The sequence below is a fragment of the Lactococcus allomyrinae genome (assembly GCF_003627095.1).
Taxonomy (GTDB): domain Bacteria; phylum Bacillota; class Bacilli; order Lactobacillales; family Streptococcaceae; genus Lactococcus; species Lactococcus allomyrinae.
This window is the reverse complement of the sequence record NZ_CP032627.1, coordinates 622,166-641,837: the sequence shown is the minus strand read 5'-3', so window position 1 is coordinate 641,837 and position 19,672 is coordinate 622,166. Positions and strand designations below refer to the sequence as shown.

Sequence of the window (19,672 nt, the reverse complement as noted above, 5' to 3'; positions counted from 1 at the left end):
CTTTTTGCAGATTTCGTGAAAAATTTCATCAATTTTGCTATAATAGTTCAATAATGAAATTCCTTAAAAATACGATACTGTTTTTTAAAAATATAAAGATTAAACCTCTAGATTTTGTCATTATTTTCGTATTGTTTATCGCTTCTTTTTCTACTCTTTTTTTCCTAACCAGTCACCAAGCTGGAGCTGAAGCACAGGTGCGTGTGAATGGAAAGGTAATCAAAACTTTTGATTTAACAAAAAATCAAACTTGGACTTATCGGGCAAAAAATGGTAATTGGAATAAAATCCAAGTCCTTGATGGAAAAATTCGAGATAAGGCCGATAATTCTCCTGACCAAATTGCTGTTCATCGAGGTTGGATTTCAAATGTGGGAGAAACTGCTGTTTGTCTTCCTCACAACCTTGTCATTGAAGTGATGAGTGGTAAAAAAGATAATCAGGTGGATTACACAGCATGAATATTAAAGAATATGTCTACGTTTCCCTATTGACAGCTGTCGCTGTTGTTATGGGAATCATCGAAAATATGTTTCCACCTTTTTTTGCATTTGCTCCTGGAGCCAAAATTGGTCTTGCCAATTTAGTGATGATTATTGCTATTTTCACTTTGAATTGGCGTAAAGTTTGGGTAATGGAGATTCTTCGTTTACTTATTACTGCGCTGTTCACAGGCTTTTCTGTGTTTCTTTATTCTTTTGCTGGAGGAATATTATCTCTTCTTGCAATGTACCTCATGAAACAATTTGGACCCAAGTTAGTTTCATTAATTGGAATATCAGTTGTTGGCGGCTTTTTTCATAATTTTGGTCAACTTGTCGTCGCAGCTTTTCTAGCAAAGGCTGCCTCTGTCATGCTATATTTACCCTGGCTGGCTTTTTTTGGGATGTTAGCTGGGTTTGCAATAGGAATTGGTGGTAATCAATTAATTACGCGAGTCAAACCAATACAGGAATTATTTATCAAAGAAAGTAAACAATGGACGTAAAAAACACAATTTGGAAAGATTATCCAGTACTTGGAAAGCAACTTTCAAAAGTGCAGAAATTGATGAAAAGTCAAATTTCAATCAAAAATGAGTCGATTAAGTCGGCGATTTTTGATATTTTTGATGCGGGAGGTAAAATGCTTCGTCCCGCTTATTTGTTGCTTTTTGCTGACTTTACAGAGTTAGACGAGAAAGAGAAATTAGCCTTAGCAGCAAGCGTGGAGATGTTGCACACCGCAACTTTGGTTCATGATGATGTTGTTGATAAAGCGACGACTAGGCGAGGAGTTGCGACAATATCCGCAAAATATGGCTCTGAAGTTGCCGTTTATGCAGGTGACTATCTTTTTGTTGCCGTTTTTAAATTGATGTCTGAGTATTCTTTAGAATTAACAAATTTGACAAAAAATCTTGGTTCAATTGAGCGATTACTAGGTGGTGAATTAGGCCAGTTAAACAAACATTTTGACCTTGAACAATCGCTTGAAGATTACATCGAAAATATTTCTGGGAAAACGGGCGAACTCTTTGCTATGTCTGCTTCTATCGCACCTTTAATTGCCAAAAAGAATCGTCTTTCTAGTTTATCTTATAAGATTGGGATGAACATCGGCATTGCCTTTCAGATTATGGATGATTATCTTGATTATGCTTCTACAAGTGGTGTTTTGGGTAAACCTGTACTTGAGGACATCAGACAAGGCATTTATTCTGCACCTGTCCTTTTTGCTTTGCGTGAAGATTTTAATCAAGTGTCTGTCTGGATTAGAGATGAAAATTTTGAAGCTGTGGATGAATTTATCAAAAGCTCACAAGCATTAGCTGAAACAAAAAATCTTGCAAAATCTTATACTACTGCTGCTCTGGAACTTATTGAAAAGTTACCAAAAAGCGAAAATAGAGAAATGATTAAAGAAATTACTAGAAAACTTTTGGAGCGGACTTTATGACCCCTGATGAATTTTTGTCGCTACTTACAGAATTTAATATTATACTTTCTGAACACCAAAAAGAGCAGTTCCAACGCTATTTTGAGTTACTTGTTGAGTGGAATGAGAAAATCAATCTGACTGCAATTACCGAGCAATCAGATGTCTATTTAAAACATTTTTATGATTCAATTGCTCCAATTTTGTATGATGTTATTGCTGACGATGCGACTACTCTTCTTGATATTGGCGCTGGGGCTGGTTTTCCTAGCTTACCGATGAAAATAATTTTCCCGTCATTAAAAGTAACGATCATTGACAGCTTACAAAAGCGGATCAATTTTCTGTCAGTACTGACAGATGAGCTAGGACTTAAAGAGGTAACTCTACTTCATGGACGGGCGGAAGATTTTGGCCAAAACCCGCACTATCGTGGACAGTTTGACTTAGTTACGGCTCGTGCTGTGGCAAGACTTTCGGTCTTATCGGAATTCACCATTCCATTTTTAAAGAAAGATGGTCGTCTTCTATCGCTGAAAGCCAGCCAATTCACAGAAGAGTTATCAGAGGCAAAAAATGCCATTGCCATCCTCGGAAGTAAATTCATCAAAGAAATCGCTTATGAATTGCCAAATGGTGATGAACGGCATATTGCTATCATTGAAAAGAAAAAAGAAACACCGAAAAAATATCCTAGAAAAGCTGGATTGCCAGCTAAAAAACCACTTTAATCACTGTTAGTTTAAGTGATGATGATATACAGAAAACTCTGTCAGCACGCTGACAGAGTTTTCTGTATATCAAGTTTTAACTTAGCAAGTGCTGCCTTCGTTTTACTGCCCTAGGGTCTCGATATTTTAACACTTGCGATTTGTGCTTGTTACTTTTAACAACTTAACGAGATAGACTTCAGGGACAGAACCATTTCGCCTTGCAATTTTTAGTCGCTTAGAGCGAATGGATAACGTAGCAAAGCGGAGATGTAACTTCATTTCTTTGATGTTAAGCATACTATTTGCGTACAAGTCACTTAGTTGTTACATCACCTAACATTGGTGGAGAAGAAAAATTCTCCACCAATGAAATAATCACTTCAAATCAACTTTAACTTTCCAACAAAATTTATTAGCTTAATTCATGCAAAAATAGTCCTGATAAAAGCTTTGGCTCAAACCATGTTGATTTTGGAGGCATAATTTTTCCTGCATCTGCAACGGCGAGAAGATCTGCCATCGTTGGAGGATAAAGTGCAAAAGCGATTCCAGCTCCAGCATTTACTTCGTCTTCAAGTGCTAAAAGTCCACGAATACCACCGACAAATTTAATATTAGGATTTGTCTTTGGGTTATCTATTTCTAGCAATGGTGCCAAGATTTCATTTTGCAAAATTGCTACATCTAAAGCCTCCACTTCATCCGTTGGAATGAATTCATTTTTAGGTGTCAACCTAAACCATTGATGATTCGAAAATGCATGGATTTCATGTGTTTTCTGTGGAATTGAACGTTCAATTTTTTCAAAATAAAATTTTTCAGCAACTTTCTCCCAGAAATCTTGCGGTAGAGCTGTTTTAATCACTCGATTATAATCCAAAATTTCTAATTCATTATCCGGAAAAATAACAGATAAAAAATAGTTATATTCCGCATTTTCATCATCATTTTCAGCAGCTCTACGCTTTGCTCCTACTCTGAATGCACTCGCACTCCGATGGTGGCCGTCTGCAATATATAGCGCAGAAACTTGAGAAAAATACTGCTCAAGCTGCTCCACAACATCGTTATCATCAACAAGATAAATGCGATGTGCAACGCCATAAAAACTCGTAAAATCATAAATCGGCTCATGACTCTGTTTCCATTCTGAAACCAAAGCTTGAATTTCGTATTTTTCATGATAAGCAAGGAAAATAGGACTAGTATTGCAGTTTGTTGCCTCAAAATGATTAATTCTATCTTGCTCTTTTTCAGGCAAAGTCAACTCATGACGTTTGATTTTGCCGTTTTCATAATCTGAAATTGAAGTACAGCCAACAATTCCCGTTTGAGTCCGTCCATTCATCGTTAACTCATACAAATAAAGTCTATCTTCATCTTCTTTTTTCAACCAGCCAGCCTCTAAAAAATCTTTTAAGGCAGTCGCAGCCTGCTGATATACCGCTTCACTATGCGAATCAATATCCACTGGCAAATCGACCTCAGCTTTATCAATATGCAAATAAGAGTAAGGATTATCAGCCGAGAGCACCCTTGCTTCATTGCTAGATAGGACATCGTAAGGCAAAGTCGCTACTTTCTCAACCAAATCCTCTCGTGGTCTAATCGCCTTAAAAGCCTTCACAATGACCATTTTTTAATCACTCTTACCCTCACAATATTTTCGCTATTTTCAAAATGCTCAACTAAAGCTTGAATTTTAGATTCATTTTGTTCATCCAAGTCAATCAAAGTATAAGCAAAATCACCTTTTGAACGATTGATGATATTGCTGATATTAATATTTTTATCCGAAACAGCCACCGAAATTTGTGCCACTACATTTGGAACATTTTTATTAATCAATGTAATCCGATAAGGAACTTTTAGCTCTTGCCGTACATTTGGAAAATTCACAGAATTAATGATTTCACCTGTTTGAAGATAAGCTTGAATTGACCTCGCGGCCATCCTTGTGCAATTCAAACTCGCTTCCTGAGTTGAACCTCCCAAATGAGGGCTCACAAAAATATGTTCTTGATGATAAAATTGCTCTGAGCCAAAATCCGTTGCAAAAAATTGAATCGTCCCATTGGCAATATAATCAAGAACAGCCGATTTATCAGTAATCTCATCTCGTGCAAAATTCATCAAAATCACACCTTTTTTCATCTTTGAAAAATTATCATAGCCGTACATTTCTTTTGTTTCTTCGGTCAATGGTGTATGAATCGTGATATAGTCTGCTTCCTCAAAAATATCATCAAGATTCGTTACCCGTTTCACATCATGAGAAATATCCCACGCGCGCTCAACAGAAATATAGGGGTCATAACCTAAAACTTTCATTCCCAGATTCGCCGCATCATTTGCTACACGAGAGCCAATATTACCCAAACCAATAATACCTAGTGTTTTCCCACGGATTTCACTCCCTGCAAAAGCTTTTTTCCCTTTTTCAACGGCTAAATCAATTTCTCTATCGGTTCCTTTTTGGCTGGTCAACCATTTATTTGCAGGTTTGAGATTTCTAGAACCAAAAATCATCATGCAAAGTACCTGCTCTTTTACCGCATTAGCATTTCCGCCAGGTGCATTGAACACAACAATTCCTTCACTAGCACATTGCTCAACTGGAATATTATTGAAACCTGCTCCTGCACGACCAATCGCTAGAAGATTTTTTCCAAACTGATAATCATGAAAGTTCTGAGCACGACAAACAAAGGCATCTGCTTCATCTTCTTTTACAGCATCAATGACAAAACCTTCGCCAAATGCTTGTAAACCTAGAGGGTCAATATTATTTCCAATTGTTTTGATATTATAAACCATTTCTTTTCTCCCAATTTATTTTAACTTGCTATCTCCGCTCTTTGAGTTATGGGCATTGCTGCTCACTGCTGAGTTTCGGAACAGATTTAATGTTCTTTTTCAAATTTTTTCATAAACCTAACCAACTCAACCACACCATCTCTTGGAAAAGCATTGTAGATACTTGCTCTCATCCCACCTACTGAACGATGCCCTTTTAGGTTCTTTAAGCCTGATTCATCAGCCTGTTTGACAAAGAGTTGGTCAAGCGATTCATCAGAAGTCGTAAAAGGAATATTACAAATTGAACGTTCTGCTTTATTTTTGATTGGTGTTTGATAAAAAGTAGTGCTGTCAAGATAATCATAAAGTAACACTGCTTTTTCTCGATTTAACTTCTCCATCTCATCAACACCACCAAGCGATTTTACCCAATCAAAGACAAGCCCCGCCATGTATATTCCAAAAGTTGGTGGTGTATTATAAAGCGAATGATTTTTGATTAAAAGTTGATAATCCAGCATTGAAGACAGCATTTCTTGATGAGGTAAGAGGTCTTCTCGCACGATAACAATGGTTACCCCTGCTGGTCCAATATTTTTTTGAGCACCAGCATAAACTAGTCCAAATTTATTAATATCATATTTTACAGCAAGAATATTTGAACTCATATCTCCAACAATTGGCACACCATTAGTTTCAGGGAGTTCATATATACTGCTCCCTTCAATGGTATTATTCATTGTCAAATGAACGTACGCAGCTTCTGGGTCAACTTGACATTTATCAAACTGTGCGATTTTGGTAAAATGATCACCTTTACTCTCAGAAAGGATAATCGGTTCCAAATCCAATTTTTTAGATAATTTAACGGCTTCTTCGTATGCTTTTTGTCCGAAAAGTCCCGATATTGTATAATAAGCTTTTTTCTCAAGTGCCAAATTTAGCGGTACCATTGTAAATTGTGTAGATGCTCCTCCTTGTAGAAATAAAATTTTGTAATGGTCAGGAATGTTCATCAACTCGCGCAAAGTTTCTTCTGCGTGCGTAATAATTTCACTAAACAACTTGCCCCGATGTGTCAACTCCATCACACTCATTCCCGAGTTCGCATAGTTTAAAAACTCTTTTTGCGCTTTTCTAAGCACTTCTTGTGGGAGTACGGCTGGTCCTGCTGCAAAGTTATAAATCATTATTTCTCCTTTAAGCTGTGAGGAATGGTCATTAAGCTACTGTAAAAATTTAATATTTCAGAAGAAATGGATAGCTTTATCCTCAGTATGAAAATTAGAATTTTTATATATTGTAGCATAATTTTCAGATTATTTTAATATCCATGATGTTTCTAGCCATAAAAAATGGATAAGTTCACTTATCCATTTTATTTTTAACTTTTATTGATTGGTTCATAATTTAACTTATTGATTCCACTCTGCTTTAATATTGTGGTAAGCCTCAATAGGATTTTGTGCTTGGGTAATAGGACGACCGACCACGATATAATCTGCGCCAATCTGATGGGCTTGCGCTGGTGTCATTACTCGTTTTTGGTCTCCTGAAGCTGTTCCAGCTGGACGAATACCAGGTGTTAAGCAAATAAAATCTTCATGAGTTGCTGTTTTTATCTTTTCTACTTCGTGTGCTGAACAAACCACACCATCAAGTCCTGCTTCTGCTGTTTTTTGAGCATAATTGATGACAGATTCTTCCAGACTTGTCATGATTTTTTGGTCATTGTGCATGATTTCTTCAGAAGTTGAGGTCAGCTGAGTCACTGCAATAAGTTTCGGTTTTCTCCGTCCGGTCGGTGTACCTGCCTCCAAACCTCGTCTTGCAGCAATCATCATTTCAACACCACCAGCCGCATGAACATTAACCATATCTACACCCAAGCGCGCAAGAACACGCATTGAGGATTCCACTGTATTCGGAATATCGTGCAATTTCAAATCTAAAAATACACGATGTCCAAGTGATTTCACATAATAGACAACTTGTGGACCTGCAGTATAAAACAGCTCCATTCCTAACTTAATATAAAGTTTCTCTGAAGGGTCGAATTGCTCCAAAAAATCTTTTACATCCGCAAATTCTGGAAAGTCTAAGGCAATAACTGGTCTATTTTCGTGTGTCATGTTTTCTACTTTCTTTTAAAAATTGTCCTTTTTTCTTTTTGTCACTACTTACAGCTTTGTAAAATCGTTCCGTTTGAGCACCAAAGTATTCAAGCGCACTCATATTTCCCCAATCAATTTTCCCGTCAGTAAGGAGCCTTTTATCAATAAATCTGTCAGTGATTTTTATAAAAAGATGATTAATTCCATCCATCGAAACAACTTTTTCAATCTGCCCAATAATTGATACTGAACCATTTTCCAGGATCGGAATCTCATCAATCTCTGTCAATTCTGCTCCCATTTCTGTCAGTACTGACAGCCTTGTGCGACTACTGACAAGACCTGCAATATCAGCTAAAATCCCATTTTCAGCATCCAAATAATTTACTGACAATTTTGTTCCAACTTTTAGATGTGAAGCTGTATTTCCGTCAGCACCTGCTCCTATGACAAGCCAGTTATCCAGCATATAAGACGAGCTATAAGTCGTCGCAAGGATTTGTTCTGTGTCTATTTTCACAAGAGTAATAAACACAGGAAAACCTGTATAAAACATTTCTGAATTAAATCTTTTTTTGGTCAATTTTACTCATCCTTTCAAATTTTGTTTTTTCTCTTAACCTATCAATTTCCCATCAGTTTATCTTCCAAACTTTTGATATCGTCGACAAGCCAAGTAGCACCTGCTTCTTCAAGTTCTTTTTGATTTCCAAAGCCATAGAGAACACCGATTGAGTTTAAGCCATTTTCTTTTGCACCAATGACATCAAAGGCACGGTCGCCAACCATCACAGTATTTTCCTTTGTAATACAATGAGTTTCTATCGCATAGGCAATTACATCACTCTTTTTGCTCCGACTTCCATCCATTGTCGCACCAGCGATAAAATCAAAGTACTCGGAAATAGAAAAATAATCAATAATCTGCTTGGCATAAAATTCAGGTTTTGATGTTGCAACACCGAGTTGCTTGCCACTTTCTTTCAAAGTGTGCAAAAGTTCTGAAATCCCTACATAAAGCTGATTTTCAAACAAGCCATTTTTACTGAAATACTCCCGATAGTTAATAATTGCCTGCTCAGTTTGCTCATCATTAAACCCACAAAAAGTTTTGAAAGATTCGGCAAGAGGAGGTCCGATAAATTTGAGTAAATCTTCTTGATTAATCTCAGGTGCGGAAGACTTTTGCAGCGCATAAACCAAAGCGTTGACAATGCCCCGTGCTGGATTAGAGAGCGTTCCATCTAAATCAAATAAAATTGTTGAATAAGTCATTTTAGTTTCCTTAAATCTTTGGCTGTGAAACCATAAATATAACGACTTTCACCTTCTCCATCCCAATCTCTGAGCAGTCCTTCACGGTGAAAATTAGTTTTTTCTAGCAATTTTTGTGAAGGAATATTTTCTGGATTGACATAAGCTGTCACGCGCGCCAACTCCCATTCTGCAAAAACTTTTTTTAAGAAAAGTTGTAACATCGCCCCTCCATAACCCTGTCTTCTGACAGCTGGCGCCACGATATAATCAACCTCAGCTCGATGGTAACGCGAATCATAGCGCTTGATTGTTATAAATCCAATAAATTTTTCACAATCAAACATAAGATAACGAATCATTTCATAGTTTTTAGCACCTTCAATATAATGATGAATCAAACTTATAATCTCTAACTTATTCTTCGCTAAATCTCTTCCAAAATACCGCATTGATGACTCATCTGTATAAAGTTCCCAGAGATATTTTACATCATTTTCTCCAATTTCTCGGCATCTAAGCATACCTTCTCCCTTACAATTGATAAATTGGATTTTATTATAACTGATTCACTATAGAAAAGCAATAAACAGTTGCTCTCAGGACAAACTCTGAAAGTTGGAACCGTTCTGTATTACTTTTTGCCTGATTTTACCTCTTCAATCAATCCTTCCAATGTGTCAATGCCATATCTATCCATCAACTCGGGAAGATTTTCAATAATCTCAGGGCAGACCGTTGGATTGGCAAAATTTGCTGTACCTACTGCCACTGCTGACGCCCCAGCAAGGTACATTTCAAGGACATCTTGAGCTGTTGCTACTCCACCCATACCAATAATCGGAATATCAACTGCTTGTGATACTTGATGAATCAACTTGAGAGCAACAGGTTTTATCGCAGGACCAGAAAGTCCTCCTGTGACATTAGCAAGGATAGGTTTTCTAGTCTTTAAATCAAAACGAACTCCCATCAAAGTATTAATCATTGTGATACCATCTGCACCAGCAGCTTCAACCGCCTTTGCAATAGGCACAATATCAGTCACATTGGGCGAAAGTTTTGGATAAATAGGCAAGTTTGTTACTGCTTTACACGCGCGAACAAGGCTTGCCGCTACCTCTGGGTCGGTTCCAAAAGCTTGTCCTCCGTGCTTAACATTTGGACAAGAAATATTTAATTCAATTGCTTTGACATTAGGTGCTTCACCAATTCTAGCACACACCGCTACATAGTCAGCTTCCTCTGAACCCGCTACATTCGCGATAATAGGAAGCTTCTTAAAATGTTCATTGAGCCATGAAAGCTTATGAGCTAAAACTTCTTCAAGTCCTGGATTTTGCAAACCAATTGCGTTGAGCATACCACTCGCCGTTTCTGCAACACGCGGCGTCGGATTACCAAAGCGTGCCGTCAAAGTCGTTGCCTTGACCATGATTGACCCAAGTTGATTAAGGTCAAAATATCTGGCATATTCTTCTCCAAAACCGAAACAGCCTGAAGCTGGAATAATCGGGTTTTTCAAATCAAGTCCTGGAAGTTTTATCGATAATCTATTTTCAGTCATTTTGTCCTCCTTTGACCATTTTTACTTCGTGAAAAGTCATACCATCATTTTCGTATGAAAATGTTTCTTGTTTTTCAAATCCAAATTTCTCGTACAAGTTTTGGGCAACTGAATTGTCTAATTCTGCACTCGTGTAAATATCTTGTCTTGGATATTCTTTTTTGAAAAAAGCTAAAAATTGCATAAGGGCTTGGCTTGCGATGCCTTGATGTTGATAAGAATGGTCAATCATCAATCGACTCAATGTCCAGCCACCCATCTTCTCATCAAAATCATACAGTAACAATCCAACGGCTGTTTCATCTTTATAAATTGCAAGCAGATTCAACTCAGGCTCATAGGCTGCCTGCAATAGACTTTTCCAATTTGGTGCAACGAAGTTTTGCTGCTCCTCTGAAACCTTCAAATCTATCAAGACCTGATAATTTTCTCCGTTGACTTGCCGTAAACTGATTTTCATAAAAGAACCTCATTTCCAGTAAAAACTGGACCGTCTTCACATACCTTCAATGCTTTTGACTCATCATTTTTATCATGTTCAACGCAGGCATAACAAGCACCAATCCCGCACGCCATCCGACTTTCCATGGAGATATAAAGTCGTTCAAGTGTATCATATTTTTGAGCAACCGCTTTGAGCATCGGAGCAGCACCGCAAGTATAAACAGCGTCAGGTTCAAAGTCTAAATCATTCATTAAAAGTCCCACATGACCTTGTGTTCCATAACTTCCATCATCAGTTGCAACTTTGAGCTCAACATTTGATAACTCACGAAATTCCTGCTCTAAGATTTTGACTTCTTTACTGGCGAAACCAAGTAATACTGTAATTTTACAACTCACTTTACTCAAGCGTTTAGCCAACTCATATAATGGTGGAACGCCGATACCACCACCAACAATCAAAACACGTTCTCCTTTTTTGACTTCGTCAATCGGAAAACCATGTCCAAGAGGTCCCATAACATCAATCTTTTGTCCTGCTGTCAGTACTGACAAAAGTCTAGTTCCTGTCACTTCATCCCCAGCTCTGTATAAAATCGTGCAAGTATTAGTTTCAGAATCCCAACTTGAAATGGAAATTGGTCGTCTGAGAAGCATTGCATCATTGGGTACTTTGATATGCAAGAATTGTCCTGGCACTTCCATGTCAGCAACTATTTCACCTGTCAGCACCATTTCGAAAATATCTCGTGCAACTTCACGCTGACTGACCACTGTCATCATTTCTTGTAATTTCGGCATTTCTTTCTCCATTTCTGTCAGTATGCTGACAAAAGTTGTCAGTCACACAAAGCTTGTCCAAAATCTCGCTGAGCGGTGGAACTAATACTGTTTAACTTTTAAACGTATCGTTTAGAAGTTAAAGTTTGCACAATATCTGCAGCTCATCTAACAATTCTATCTCCATGCTATCGCACTTCGTAGAATTGAAGGCGAACGAGTATAATACAAAAAACACTCGCAGCTCAGACTACAAGTGTACTAAAAACTGTCAGCACTGACAGAACTATATCAAACATTGTCAGCACTTCACATTCTATTTTCTGTATCCTTGTAAGCCTCTCTGGACTCATTTAAAGGTTTTAAATTATTATAACGAAATTTATCAGTTTCGTCAAAGATTATCGAATCATTTGATGATTTCCTCGTTTGACTTTTTGGTCAAATTTTGGACGAACACTTTTTGTCAATGCAATAATAACAAAAACTGGACCACCCACCACTGGAATAAGCAACCAACAGAAATTACTTTTTCTATAATCAAAGAAGGTCATCACAACGAGATAAAATAGGATACTTAAAAGCAAAGTAAATCCTAATACTTGGTTTCCCTGTGTAGCGACCGCATGATTTTTGCCTGCTGCCAAGGTACGTTGTACGTTAGAAGTAATGGCGAAGACATACCAAAAATTCGTAATAATCCCAAAAATCAGCGCCACAACAAGTAAAACTGAGCGGAGTATTTTATTTTTAGCCAAAGCTGGCAAGCTTCTGTCTCCAAGTTGAGCTGGTATATTTTTTAAAAATGCCTTGAAGTTAGCGATTTGCTGACTATCCGCATATAAAATAATTAAAGCAAGGGTTAAATACAAAGCATAATCCATCAAGACAGCGCTCAATGAGGTCACTTGCGAACTCACTCCACCCGTAAAAACTAATGCCGCAAAATCTTGCATAGCATGAAGAAAGATTGCAAACATCAGATTATTTGTTTTGATATAAATCGCCGCCAAGAACATTCCTAAAGGAAAAACATAAAGCACCTGTAAAAAAGTGTTTAAAAGTGGTTGATGAAAGATGTTGACCAAATGCAAGCAAGCAAAGAGAATAGAAGACACCGTCATCGAAAATAGGAGTGATTTTCCTTTGGAAATCAAGTGTCCCAAAATAAGACCGCGAAAGACAAATTCCTCTGCAAGCCCAATAAAGATTGCTCCTACAAATAAAGCAATAAAAATGCCTAGTCCAACTTGACGGTATATTCCTGCACCAATCGCTACACAAAACATTAAAATCGTATAAAAAGAAACGCCTAGTCCTTTTCCTAAAGGATATTTTTTGAAAATGATCTTTTGTTTCCAAATAAAATGATTAAGGAAAAGCATGAGCACAATAATTGGAATTTCTTCCAGAAAAATCTGAGCAGTTATACTATAAGCTCCAAAATGTTTTATCATCTCTCCAAGCTGTAAAAAATCAATGATAAAATGGAAAGCTGTAAGATAAAGAATCTCTACAACTAAGATACTTATTATTTTCTTCATATAGATTCTCCTTATATTAGTTCATCTAGCGATTCCACTATAGATAATATTGTCTTGTGACGCTTGGAAGGAAAAGGCGATACTTTTCTCATTCATAGCCTTGAAAAGCAGCATTAAGCGCAAGAGATGATTCGCGTAAAATTTTCAATTGGTACGTTTGAAAATTAAACAGTATTAAAAATCCCCTCACCTCTTGTGTACTATGGATAATTCTAAACTTTTACTTTTAAAAATTCAAGCCACAATTTTTTCAGACTTTGGACCGATTTTTTAAAAAATATGGATATAATATGGGTTTTAAACAGGAAATTTGTTATAATGAAAACGGATAATAAGTTTATTGAATGATAAAAATATTCTATTTTGGAAGGAACGATTATGGGAATTATCAAAGCAGCAACAAGCAGTATTGGTGGAGCACTTTCTGACCAATGGCTCGAAGTGATTGAGCCAAATGAAATGTCTGGACAAACTGTTTTTACAAATGGCGTTAAAGTTAGAAAAGATGATAAACGCGGTTCAAACCGCAAAGGAACAAGCGATGTTATAACGGATGGTTCAGTCGTACACGTCTATGAAAATATGATGATGCTTCTTGTTGACGGTGGAAAAATTATTGACTATACTGCCGAACCTGGCTATTACACTGTTAAAAATGACACTGCACCAAGTATGTTTAATGGTGATTTGCGTGCCTCTGTTCAAGAAAGCTTCTTCCGTTTCAAGTTTGGTGGTGTCACTCCACAAGCTCAGAAAGTTTTCTTTATTAATTTACAAGAGATTAAAGGTATCAAGTTTGGCACAGCAACACCTTTGCAATACTTTGATAATTTTTACAATGCAGAGTTGTTTTTGCGAACACATGGGACTTATTCAATCAAAATCACAGACCCATTGGCTTTTTATGCGAATGCGATCCCTAAAAATGCTGACCGTGTAGAAATTAATGACATCAATGAGCAGTATTTAGCTGAATTCTTGACTGCATTGAACACCTCAATTAATCAATATTCTGCACAAGGAGAACGCGTTTCATTTTTGACTTCTAAGTCAATGGAATTGTCAAAATATATGGCTGATGCCTTAGATGAAGATTGGACAAAACTGCGTGGCATGGAAATCGTCTCTGTAGCCGTCGCCAGCATTTCCTATACAGACGATAGTCAAAAACTTATCAATATGCGCAACCAAGGCGCAATGTTAGGTGATCCTAGTGTGCGTGAAGGCTATGTGCAAGGTGCAGTGGCACGTGGTCTTGAAGCTGCTGGCAGCAATCAAGGTGGTGCAATGAATGCTTTCATGGGCATGAATATGGGAGGACAAAATCTAGCTGGTTTTTCTAGTACAAATCAAGCACAAATGACACAACAACAAGTACAAAAAGAATCTGCTGGAACTTGGACTTGTCCTGAATGTTCGACTAAGAATACTGGAAAATTCTGCTCCAACTGTGGGCATGGTAAGCCTGAACCCGTCGCAGCTTCTGATATCAAAATGGCTTGTAACGAATGTGGGGCTGTTGTCAATTTAGCAAATGGTGTCCCTAAGTTCTGTCCTGAATGTGGGAAACCTTTTGTTGCAAGGGCTTTGTGAGGTCTTTTATGAAAGCCTCTCTAATTTTGAGTCTGATTGGTAATATTTTTAACTCTGTAATTTTTGGTTTCCTTTGGATTGGTGCCATCAGTCAAATTTATGAACATCAGTATCTGTCAGATATGATTGGTTATTTATTATGGTTTAGTATTGTGCTAGTTTTCGGCTGGTTTTCTCGCGAGTTAATGAAAAGAAAAGGTGCAAAAACAATAAAAACTGGGCGTATCTTAATGCGAATTGTTGCTATTCTTTCTTTACTTGATTTTCCTGGTGCCCTTTTGCTCTTCATCGCCAGTTTCTTGGGAAAAAAAGAACAAGAACACTTTCGAACTCTCGGTGTTTTAGAAGATGACGACCCTAGCAATGACTGGGCAGATTATTAAAAAAGGAGACCTTATGAGCGACAGTACTGTGCTTACGCACAAATGTCCCAATTGCGGTGGACCGCTCTTATTTGAACCTAAAAATCAAAAATTCCATTGTGAATATTGTGGTTCTACTTTCACTGAACAGGAAGTGACAGAGTTTGAAGCTAAGCAGGCTGATGCAGCCATTACTGACAACTTATCAACAACTTCTATCAGCACTGACAGCAATGAAATTGACGCTAAAACCAAAGAAGTCGGCATTTTTCTGTGTCCTTCCTGCGGTGCTGAAATCGTGACAGATGCAACAACAGCATCAACTTGGTGTTATTACTGCCATAATCCCGTTGTGCTTACTTCTAGACTTTCTGGTCAATTTTTGCCAGAGAAAATTTTACCTTTCCAGATTGAACGAGATGATGCTGAAGCAAAATTTTTAGATTGGGTCGGTAAAAAATTGTTCGTCCCTAAAGAATTTTTTAATAAAAAACAAATTCAAAATCTTTCTGGTGTCTATTTTCCATACTGGGCTGTTGATGCAGATTTGTCTGGCGAAATGTCTGCCGATGCAACTAATTTACGCGTTTGGATTGCTGGGGACATAGAATACACCGAGCACTCACAATATTCTATTGCGCGTGCTGGAGATAGCAGTTTCAAGGATTTAATCAAAAATGCTTTACAAAAAAATCTGGCTGATAAGATGGTTGGTTCAGTTCAACCTTTTGACATGGGTGCAGCAATTCCATTCAAAAATCAGTACCTATCAGGTTTTCTGACAGAAAAACGAGATATCGAGTTCACTGACATGAAAGAAAATGTTGAACAAGAGTTTCGTCAGTATGCTGACAGACTTATGGAAAATACGATTAGTGGTTACAGCTCTGTCAGTAATGTCCGCAGTCAGCAGCAAATCAAAAAACTTGATGAAGATTATGTACTTCTTCCTATTTGGCTTGTCACTTATCGTGAAGCAGGCAATGATAAACTTTTTTACTATGCAATGAACGGACAAACAGGTAAAGTAGCTGGTGTCCTACCCATTGACAAAACAAAGCTTTGGATCTGGGCAATAGGACTATGCGTGCTTATTTTAATTTTAGGAATTTTAGTGGGGTATTTCATTTCATGAGAAAAAAATCAACACTTTTTGTCCTTTCTTTTTTGACTTTATTTTTTATATTCTTTGCTCAGCAAGCTACAGCACAGACTTTTCCTTCAAATATTGAAGATAGTGCACAGATTTTAGGAGATAGTGTTTCAACATTGTCCCAAAAAGCTCAAGAAGTTGCGCAAAAAACAAGAGCTGGCGTCTTTGTCGTCACGACAGAAAATGATATATCAGCAGGCGATTACGCAAGAACTTATCTGGCAGACAAGGTGGGTAGTGGCAATAATGGCGTTGTCCTCGTCATCAATATGAATTTGCGCAAAGTTTATATCTGGGCAACAGGAAATATGAAATATTATCTGCCAAGTTCTCGGATTAATGCCACGCTTGATGTCGTGCAACCTGCTTTATCAGATAACGATAACATTGGTGCAGTGAGTGTCTTCTTTGACAAAGTTGAACATTATTATCAAGCTGGTATCCCTACTTCTCGCAAGTATACAGTTAACCCTGAAACCGGCGTCATTACCTTTCATCGAAGTTTTCAACCGCTCAATATTTTAATCGCAGTCATTGTTGCATTTATTGTTGGTGGCAGTTTTGTCTGGACGATTTATCGACGTTATCAAATGAAGGGCAGCCATTCGATTTGGCGCTATGATTACGGGACAAACGGTAATCTTGAACTCAATGAACAACAAGATGTTCTCGTTAATACTTTCATCACAACACGACGAATTCCTCGCCCTTCTTCAAATAGTGGAGGTAGTTCAGGTGGAGGTTCCGGCGGAGGTCGTAGTTTCTAGAAATAAAAAATTCATCTCACTGATGAATTTTTTATTTTACCTCTACATCTACGCTAGTATTTGAGTAAAATGAAGTCTGTCAGTATGCTGACAAACTTCATTTTATTATTTTATACTCACCAGATTTGAGATCTCCCAAATCATACTGACCAATAGACCTACGAATCAACCGCAAAGTTGGAAAACCAACGGCTGCTGTCATTCGGCGCACCTGACGATTTTTCCCTTCCTTAATCGAAATCTCTATCCAACTTGTTGGAATATTTTTTCTCTCACGTATCGGAGGTGTTCGCGCCCAAATCCAATCAGGCGGTGCAATCTTTTTAACCTTTGCAGGTAATGTTTTCCCATCTTTGAGCAAAATCCCGAGACCTAATTTCCGAGCTGCTTCATCTGAAAAATCTCCCTCAACTTGCACCACATAAGTCTTATAAGACTTCAATTTTGGGTCTGTCAGCTGATGATTAAGCTGCCCATCATCTGTCAGTAAAAGTAAGCCCTCACTGTCTTTATCCAATCGCCCAGCCGCATAAACATTAGGAATTTTGATATAGTCCGCAAGCGTTGCTCGACCATCATTATCTGTAAATTTTGTCAATACATTATAAGGTTTATTAAAAAGTACAATCATAATTCATCTTTCAATATAGAAACAAAGCCGTTTGCAGCAATTGCAGCTTGTGTTGTTTTTCCAATTGCAATCAATTTCAAAGAGCAATCAAAATTTTTATAGACACTATAAAATCTTGCCCACGCTGATGGACTTGTCAGATAAACCGCATCTAAATTTCCTGCTGACAGAAGCCTTTCAAGTGCTGAAGTAGCTGACAGATTTGCCCGATTCTCATAACAAATCACATTTTTAATGACTGCATTTGTCGCCAATATCGGCTCTGCCAAGTCTGACATCGGATAAAAAATCTGTACCTCTTCAGAATACAAATTTTTCCATTCAGCAATAAAATCTGCCTTATTTGCCTTTGACGAAACAAAATCAGGCTCATAACCGCACTGACGAATTCGGCCTGCCGTATGCTCGCCAATACAAGCAATTTTTATTGGCTTTGTAAGCAGCGACAGAATCATTTTTACTGGCGTCTGACTCGTAAAAATAACCCAATGTGACTGATTCAAATCCTGTATCTCTCGTGCTGTTAACGCCCTCAAAACAAGCTCTGACAGAGGCAAAATTTGACTTACGAAATTTCTGTCAGCAAAAAACTTTTCATCAGCAGCAGAATTTTTTCTCGTCAGCAAAACGCTCTTCGTATGCTCATTTTGTTGATGTGTGCGTGAAACGATTTTCACTTCATCAGCTCCTCATAAGCTTGCACAGCAAGCGAAAGTGGATTTACCCCTGTAAAACGAACAGAACGTCCTGCATCATTATCATCTTTGGCAAGAAAAGCATTAAACACCCATTCCTCGTCAAATCTCTGTGCCAAAGCTCCAAGCGGAATATCACAATTTCCATTCATTAATTCTAAGAACTTACGTTCCGCAATTGCCATCTGTTCTGTTTCAGGGTCAGAAATCTCTTTCAACAGTTGAAAGACTTCCTCATCATCCATCCGACATTCCACACCTAGAATTCCCTGCCCAACTGCAGGAACAAAATTGTCTGGACAAAGTGGCTCATACAACAAATGATCTAAATAACCCATGCGCTCAAGACCAGCACAAGCCAGTACAACACCATCCAAATGTTCATCCAACATTTTTTCTAAACGTGTCTCGATTTTTCCACGAATTGGAACCGTTTCAACATCACTAAAATGAAGCCCAAGCTGCTTAATCCGACGGCTTGAACCAGTACCCAATCGCAAACCACCATCCGAAATTCTTTTTTCAGAATATTCAGGATAAACCACACAATCCAAAGGATTTGCACGCTTTGGATGTGCCGCCAAAACTAGACCCTCAGGTAATATTGCCGGCAAATCTTTTAAAGAATGTACCGCAAAATCAATCTCCGAATCAATCAATTCTCGCTCTACTTCTTTTGCAAAAATTCCCTTTCCACCAATTTCGGAAAGCTTAGATTTTTGGTCTCTATCTCCTAATGTCGAAATTCCAACAATTTCAATCCCAAGTTCAGGATGTTTGGCTTTAAGCATATCAACGACCAGTTCCGTTTGTTTCATAGCAAGCGGACTCTTACGCGTTCCAACTTTTAAATTTCTCATGTTTCTCTGTATTTCCATCTCTACTAATACTGTTTGACCTTTAAATGTGTCATTTAAAAGCTATCTCTGCTTCACTCTGCTGTCCATACCACAGTTCTCCATTCGCTCTAAACGCCTAAAACTTCTCTCGCTACCTCGTCGAATCCCAAAGTTTATATATTACGCTTGAGGCACGGCGTCAAGGTTTCAGATAAGGAAAGCAGCATTTTCCCCAATCGTACCGCTTCTTGTGCTTGCTACGCAACCACCCACCCCAAAAGCATTTTTTTGCAGACTAACCAATAAAATCTATCATTTTAACTTAGCAAGTGCTGCTTTCGTTCTACTGTTCCAGGGTCTTAGCACTTTAGCGGTTGCGATTTGAACTTCTGACTTTAGTCGGTTGCCACTGCGACTAGGTACTTTGCCGTTTGCTTAGCAATGAAGTTGCATAGACCGTTCGTAGAACGGCGTGCTAAGCACGTAGCACCATAGCAAGC

At 37.9% G+C, this 19,672-nt stretch carries 22 protein-coding genes; 8 read left to right on the top strand and 14 right to left on the bottom strand.

The genetic code is table 11. The features are described 5' to 3' along the window. Nucleotides 1–53 precede the first annotated feature (53 nt). Genes D7I46_RS03150 through rsmG form a run of 4 tightly spaced genes read left to right on the top strand, consistent with a single transcriptional unit; the run spans nt 54 to nt 2,648 of the window. Nucleotides 54–461, top strand: coding sequence for a NusG domain II-containing protein (locus tag D7I46_RS03150; RefSeq protein WP_120771557.1), 408 nt, complete (start codon nt 54–56; stop codon nt 459–461). Further along, nucleotides 458–988 (top strand): Gx transporter family protein, encoded by a 531-nt coding sequence (locus D7I46_RS03145; protein WP_120771556.1) that lies wholly within the window; start codon nt 458–460, stop codon nt 986–988. Before D7I46_RS03150 ends, D7I46_RS03145 begins: the two co-directional genes overlap by 4 nt. Then, complete coding sequence (locus tag D7I46_RS03140) at nt 979–1,938, top strand: polyprenyl synthetase family protein (protein ID WP_120771555.1); 960 nt, start codon at nt 979–981, stop codon at nt 1,936–1,938. Before D7I46_RS03145 ends, D7I46_RS03140 begins: the two co-directional genes overlap by 10 nt. After that, nucleotides 1,935–2,648 (top strand): 16S rRNA (guanine(527)-N(7))-methyltransferase RsmG, encoded by a 714-nt coding sequence (gene rsmG / locus D7I46_RS03135; protein ID WP_120771554.1) that lies wholly within the window; start codon nt 1,935–1,937, stop codon nt 2,646–2,648. Before D7I46_RS03140 ends, rsmG begins: the two co-directional genes overlap by 4 nt. Before the next feature lie 394 nt (nt 2,649–3,042). Here the strand turns inward: rsmG and D7I46_RS03130 are convergent, their stop codons facing one another. From D7I46_RS03130 to D7I46_RS03080, 11 genes are all read right to left on the bottom strand, one after another. After that, the gene (locus tag D7I46_RS03130; RefSeq protein ID WP_120771553.1) at nt 3,043–4,266 is read right to left on the bottom strand and encodes a DUF1015 domain-containing protein; all 1,224 of its coding nucleotides are present in this window, start codon (nt 4,264–4,266) and stop codon (nt 3,043–3,045) included. After that, nucleotides 4,254–5,447: a 3-phosphoglycerate dehydrogenase family protein gene (locus tag D7I46_RS03125; protein WP_120771552.1), complete on the bottom strand. Its 1,194-nt coding sequence runs from the start codon at nt 5,445–5,447 to the stop codon at nt 4,254–4,256. Before D7I46_RS03125 ends, D7I46_RS03130 begins: the two co-directional genes overlap by 13 nt. An 86-nt stretch (nt 5,448–5,533) precedes the next feature. After that, nucleotides 5,534–6,622 (bottom strand): 3-phosphoserine/phosphohydroxythreonine transaminase, encoded by a 1,089-nt coding sequence (gene serC / locus D7I46_RS03120; protein WP_120771551.1) that lies wholly within the window; start codon nt 6,620–6,622, stop codon nt 5,534–5,536. Nucleotides 6,623–6,844: 222 nt separating this feature from the next. Then, nucleotides 6,845–7,561, bottom strand: a complete 717-nt coding sequence (gene pyrF / locus D7I46_RS03115) for an orotidine-5'-phosphate decarboxylase (protein WP_120771550.1) — start codon at nt 7,559–7,561, stop codon at nt 6,845–6,847. After that, nucleotides 7,545–8,126 (bottom strand): hypothetical protein, encoded by a 582-nt coding sequence (locus tag D7I46_RS03110; RefSeq protein WP_120771549.1) that lies wholly within the window; start codon nt 8,124–8,126, stop codon nt 7,545–7,547. Before D7I46_RS03110 ends, pyrF begins: the two co-directional genes overlap by 17 nt. A gap of 41 nt (nt 8,127–8,167) precedes the next feature. Then, a complete protein-coding gene (locus D7I46_RS03105; protein WP_120771548.1) occupies nt 8,168–8,818 on the bottom strand; it encodes an HAD family hydrolase in 651 nt (216 codons plus the stop codon). Then, nucleotides 8,815–9,321, bottom strand: coding sequence for a GNAT family N-acetyltransferase (locus tag D7I46_RS03100; RefSeq protein ID WP_120771547.1), 507 nt, complete (start codon nt 9,319–9,321; stop codon nt 8,815–8,817). The genes D7I46_RS03105 and D7I46_RS03100 overlap by 4 nt, the downstream gene beginning before the upstream one ends. Before the next feature lie 110 nt (nt 9,322–9,431). After that, complete coding sequence (locus D7I46_RS03095; RefSeq protein ID WP_120771546.1) at nt 9,432–10,364, bottom strand: dihydroorotate dehydrogenase; 933 nt, start codon at nt 10,362–10,364, stop codon at nt 9,432–9,434. Continuing rightward, a complete protein-coding gene (locus tag D7I46_RS03090) occupies nt 10,357–10,824 on the bottom strand; it encodes a GNAT family N-acetyltransferase (protein ID WP_120771545.1) in 468 nt (155 codons plus the stop codon). The genes D7I46_RS03095 and D7I46_RS03090 overlap by 8 nt, the downstream gene beginning before the upstream one ends. Beyond that, complete coding sequence (locus D7I46_RS03085) at nt 10,821–11,609, bottom strand: dihydroorotate dehydrogenase electron transfer subunit (RefSeq protein WP_120771544.1); 789 nt, start codon at nt 11,607–11,609, stop codon at nt 10,821–10,823. Before D7I46_RS03085 ends, D7I46_RS03090 begins: the two co-directional genes overlap by 4 nt. A 380-nt stretch (nt 11,610–11,989) precedes the next feature. Next, on the bottom strand, nt 11,990–13,132 hold the full coding sequence (locus D7I46_RS03080; RefSeq protein WP_120771543.1) for a CPBP family intramembrane glutamic endopeptidase: 1,143 nt from the start codon (nt 13,130–13,132) through the stop codon (nt 11,990–11,992). Between the two features lie 378 nt (nt 13,133–13,510). Between D7I46_RS03080 and D7I46_RS03075 the strand changes: the two genes are divergently transcribed. Genes D7I46_RS03075 through D7I46_RS03060 form a run of 4 tightly spaced genes read left to right on the top strand, consistent with a single transcriptional unit; the run spans nt 13,511 to nt 17,007 of the window. Continuing rightward, on the top strand, nt 13,511–14,725 hold the full coding sequence (locus D7I46_RS03075; protein ID WP_120771542.1) for an SPFH domain-containing protein: 1,215 nt from the start codon (nt 13,511–13,513) through the stop codon (nt 14,723–14,725). Nucleotides 14,726–14,733: 8 nt separating this feature from the next. After that, on the top strand, nt 14,734–15,108 hold the full coding sequence (locus D7I46_RS03070) for a hypothetical protein (RefSeq protein WP_120771541.1): 375 nt from the start codon (nt 14,734–14,736) through the stop codon (nt 15,106–15,108). Between the two features lie 13 nt (nt 15,109–15,121). After that, on the top strand, nt 15,122–16,222 hold the full coding sequence (locus D7I46_RS03065) for a TFIIB-type zinc ribbon-containing protein (RefSeq protein WP_120771540.1): 1,101 nt from the start codon (nt 15,122–15,124) through the stop codon (nt 16,220–16,222). Further along, on the top strand, nt 16,219–17,007 hold the full coding sequence (locus D7I46_RS03060) for a TPM domain-containing protein (RefSeq protein ID WP_120771539.1): 789 nt from the start codon (nt 16,219–16,221) through the stop codon (nt 17,005–17,007). Before D7I46_RS03065 ends, D7I46_RS03060 begins: the two co-directional genes overlap by 4 nt. Nucleotides 17,008–17,104: 97 nt before the next feature. Here D7I46_RS03060 and D7I46_RS03055 read toward each other — a convergent pair whose 3' ends face one another. From D7I46_RS03055 to hemC, 3 genes are read right to left on the bottom strand one after another with little or no spacing between them, the layout of a single operon-like run. Beyond that, entirely contained in the window at nt 17,105–17,638 is a 534-nt protein-coding gene (locus tag D7I46_RS03055; RefSeq protein WP_120771538.1) for a pseudouridine synthase, read from the bottom strand. Then, nucleotides 17,635–18,315: a uroporphyrinogen-III synthase gene (locus D7I46_RS03050; RefSeq protein WP_120771537.1), complete on the bottom strand. Its 681-nt coding sequence runs from the start codon at nt 18,313–18,315 to the stop codon at nt 17,635–17,637. Before D7I46_RS03050 ends, D7I46_RS03055 begins: the two co-directional genes overlap by 4 nt. Then, entirely contained in the window at nt 18,312–19,193 is an 882-nt protein-coding gene (gene hemC / locus D7I46_RS03045) for a hydroxymethylbilane synthase (protein ID WP_120771536.1), read from the bottom strand. Before hemC ends, D7I46_RS03050 begins: the two co-directional genes overlap by 4 nt. Nucleotides 19,194–19,672 lie beyond the last annotated feature (479 nt).